The organism is Bathymodiolus azoricus thioautotrophic gill symbiont (genome assembly GCF_001298715.1).
Taxonomy (GTDB): Bacteria; Pseudomonadota; Gammaproteobacteria; order PS1; family Pseudothioglobaceae; genus Thiodubiliella.
In genome coordinates this window covers 1-3,886 of the sequence record NZ_CDSC02000099.1, presented here as the reverse complement: position 1 = coordinate 3,886, position 3,886 = coordinate 1, and the positions used below count along the sequence as shown (strand labels likewise).

The following is a 3,886-nucleotide window of genomic DNA, read 5'->3' as shown; positions in this document are numbered from 1 at the left end:
TTATCGTGCTATGCCCTCAGTCGGTGCGTCTTTACAGTGGTGGCAAATTGATGTGCTTGGTTTTGATGAATCATTTTTTGCTAAGTTATCAGCAATTAGTGGTGCGATAGCTTTGGCAGGGATGTGGCTGAGTGCTAAATTTATTGTTAAGCGCAATATTGGCGAAGTATTGATATTTTTAACTATTATTGGCACTTTGTTGTTTCTACCGATTGTGGCAATGTATTATGATGTACACACATTATTTGGTGTTGAAGCCAGAACGGTGGCATTAGTAGATACTGCATTGGCTTCGCCGTTTGATTATATCGCACAAGTGTTGATGTTAACTTTGGTGGCAATTTATGCCCCTGAAGGCAAAAAAGGCACTTGGTTTGCACTGATGGCATCGCTGATGAATATTGCCTTATCTGCGAGTGGTTTGTTAACTAAGTATTTGAACAAAATCTTTGTTGTTAGTCGTGAGGTGGTGAGCGATGGTGTTGTCACTGTTGCGCAAGATTACGCACAATTGGGTGGTTTGTTGTGGGTGGTGGTAATTTCAAGTTGTATTATTCCCATCATTGTAATTATTAAATATAATCCGAGTAAATTATGAAAATTAGATCTTATTTTTTATGGGTGTTAATTTTGGTCATACTTGACCAAATGAGCAAATGGCTAGCTTATGAGACTTTAGGCGGTATTGGCAATTCAGTTGATATTAATGCATTCTTTTCTTTAACTTTTGCACATAATTATGGGGCAGCATTTAGTCTTTGGGCTGATGGTGGTGGTTGGCAGCGTGATTTTTTATCAAGTATTTCTGTTATTGCGAGTATCGCTATTACCATTTGGATATTCAAAACACCCTTAAAACAAAAGTTTAAGCTTATCAGTCTAACCCTGATTTTATCAGGCGCTGTTGGTAACATGATTGATAGAATTACAAATGGCTTTGTGGTTGATTTTATTCATTTTCATTATCAAGATTTTCATTGGCCAATTTTTAACTTTGCCGATATTTTTATTACTGTTGGTGTGGTATTGTTGCTAATAGTGGATTGGAAAAAATGAGTGATTGCTTAATCATTGGTGGTGGTGCGATTGGCATGATGAGCGCAAGAACGCTATCAATGGCAGGTGCTTGTGTGACTTTGCTAGACCAGCGTGAATGCGGGAAAGAGTCTTCTTGGGCAGGTGGTGGTATTATCAGCCCGCTTTATCCTTGGCACTATAGTGATTTGGTGAATGAACTAAGCATTGCCTCTCAAGCGGTGTACGGTGATTTATGTGCTACTTTGTTTGAGGATACGGGTATTGACCCTGAATATATCCGATCAGGTTTGTTAATGATGGATGAATACAACACACTCAAAGCACAAGCATGGATGGACAAATACAAGCTTACTACCAGCACACATCCCAAAGGTGGTTTATTTAAAAATATTGCACAAGTACGCAATCCAAGATTATTAAACGCACTTAAAGCTGATATTCTTAAACGCGGGGTTGAGATTGTTGAACACACCAAAGTTGATGATTTGATTATTAAAGATAATATTGCACTGGGTGCTAAGACTAAAAACAAAGATTATTATGCCGATAATACAATTATTTGTAGTGGCGCTTGGAGCTCGTCTTTGTTAGGTGATGATGGCAAAATATTTCCCATTAAAGGACAGATGATTATCGTTAAGACTGAGGTAAATGCATTAGAGCATATTGTGCTTGACCAAGGTCACTATATTATTCCTAGAAAAGATGGGCAACTTTTGATTGGCTCTACCATGGAAGACGCCGGCTTTGATAGAAGCACTGATAAGCAGGTGGGTGATGAGTTACTTGCCTTTGCTGCTGAGCGGCTTGTGCAGTTGAAAGGTGCTAAGATTGAGCATCACTGGGCGGGTTTTCGACCCGCAAGTAAATCGGATGTGGTTGTTGGTAAGCACGCTCAGTTAGAGCGCCTGTATATCAACACTGGGCATTTTCGTAATGGACTTAATATGGCACCAGAAAGTGCCAATAGAATAAAAAACCTAATATGTTGATTAGAACAATAGAGCAAGATTTGTTTGTATCTTATTCAGATGACATCCCCACTTTCTTAAAAAATATTTATGCTGCTAGAGGCGTTTCAGAAGCGCAGTTATCTTTGGGTTTAGATAGTTTACTAAGGCCTAACTTTGGGCAATTGGATATTGCACTTGATGTGCTTGAAAAAGCCTTATTGTGCGATAAGCGCATTTTAATCGTGGGAGATTTTGATTGTGATGGTGCTACCGCATCGGTTGTGGCAGTTAAGTCATTACGATTGATGGGTGCTAAATATGTTGACTTTTTAGTACCTAATCGTTTTGAGCATGGTTATGGTTTGAGTCCAGAAATTGTTGAATTGGCAATTAAAGAGAAACAACCTGATTTAATTATTACGGTTGATAATGGTATCTCAAGTTTTGAAGGGGTAGCATTGGCAAAAGCATCTGCCATTAATGTGATTATTACCGATCACCATTTGCCTAGTGAGACTTTGCCTGAGGCAGATGCGATCATTAATCCTAACCTTAAAGGTTGTGATTTTTTAAGTAAAAATCTTGCAGGCGTTGGCGTGTGTTTTTATTTGATGTCAGCACTTAAAACACGTCTTAATAAGCGTGATTATTTTACCAAGCAGAATATTGCATTGCCAGATTTGCGCACAGTATTAGATTTAGTGGCACTTGGTACGGTGGCAGATGTGGTTAAACTTGACCAAAATAATAGAATTTTAATTGACCAAGGGCTTAAGCGTATTCGCGCCAAACAATGTTCGCTAGGTATTTTGGCGTTGTTGGAAATCGCCAATAGAAAAGCGCAAACCTTGCAGGCTAGTGACTTGGGTTTTGCCGTAGGACCAAGGCTTAATGCAGCAGGGCGCTTGAGCGATATTTCTCGTGGTATTAAATGCTTGCTAACGGATGATATAAATGATGCTCGGCGTTATGCAGCAGAGTTAGAGCAATTTAACCAAGCCCGCAAAGCGCAGCAAGCACTTATGCAAGAACAAGCGCAAGCTATTATTGACACACAGAGTGTTGAAACTGATAAATTTGCACTGAGTTTATTTGATGCCTCTTGGCACGAGGGTATTGTTGGTATTGTCGCTGGAAAATTGAAAGAAGATTATCATTGTCCAGTAGCAGTATTTGCACAATCAGGCGAAGAATTTATAAAAGGCTCTATTCGTTCTATTCCTGATGTGCATATTAAAGATTTGTTAGATCTGATAGATAGAGAAAATCCTAATTTGATTTTAAAATTCGGCGGTCATGCAATGGCGGCAGGGCTAAGCATTAGAAAAGAGAATTTTGCAGTATTTAAAAAGGTATTTAATGATTTTATTCAAGCGTATTTGAATAACGAACTTCCTAAGGCAGAACTCTTAACTGATGGACGATTAGAAGCGTTTGACATAACTTTAGACAATGCACAACTAGTGGCAGATAGCGGACCATGGGGGCAAGGATTTGAAGAACCTATTTTTTATGGGGATTTTGAGATAGTCACTCAAAGAATTGTAGGTGAAAAACACCTTAAATGCAGCCTTAAACTTGTTGGTGATAATATAGTACATGACGGGATTGCATTTTTTCAAGCACCCATTGATAAAACAACAGCACAAATTGCTTATAAGTTATCCATTAACGAGTGGCAAGGAAAAACCAACTTACAATTAATGGTTGAGCAAATTAAATGATAAATAAGTGTTAAATAGTATGGATATTATCAGTAATAGCGAATTGTAAAAAGAGTTGCAGGCGTTTTTTGATAGCGAATTATCTGATTTTAAAGAGACGCTGGAAAAATCGCCAAGTGGGTGAAAAGTGGGCTTCTGATGATTATTCCTATTTATGCAAAGGTCTCTTAA

At 38.4% G+C, this 3,886-nt stretch carries 4 protein-coding genes; all 4 read left to right on the top strand.

Annotation, left to right across the window (positions count from 1 at the left end):
- On the top strand, positions 1–598 hold a 598-nt coding region (locus BAZSYMA_RS01975), incomplete at its 5' end, for an MFS transporter (protein ID WP_143243061.1).
- A complete protein-coding gene (lspA, locus tag BAZSYMA_RS01970; RefSeq protein ID WP_090715068.1) occupies positions 595–1,056 on the top strand; it encodes a signal peptidase II in 462 nt (153 codons plus the stop codon). The genes BAZSYMA_RS01975 and lspA, both read left to right, overlap by 4 nt.
- Positions 1,053–2,030 carry an NAD(P)/FAD-dependent oxidoreductase gene (locus BAZSYMA_RS01965; RefSeq protein ID WP_090715067.1) on the top strand — a complete coding sequence of 326 codons (978 nt, stop codon included), beginning with the start codon at positions 1,053–1,055 and terminating at the stop codon, positions 2,028–2,030. Before lspA ends, BAZSYMA_RS01965 begins: the two co-directional genes overlap by 4 nt.
- The gene (gene recJ / locus BAZSYMA_RS01960; RefSeq protein ID WP_090715064.1) at positions 2,024–3,715 is read left to right on the top strand and encodes a single-stranded-DNA-specific exonuclease RecJ; all 1,692 of its coding nucleotides are present in this window, start codon (positions 2,024–2,026) and stop codon (positions 3,713–3,715) included. The genes BAZSYMA_RS01965 and recJ overlap by 7 nt, the downstream gene beginning before the upstream one ends.
- The last annotated feature ends 171 nt before the right edge of the window (positions 3,716–3,886 follow it).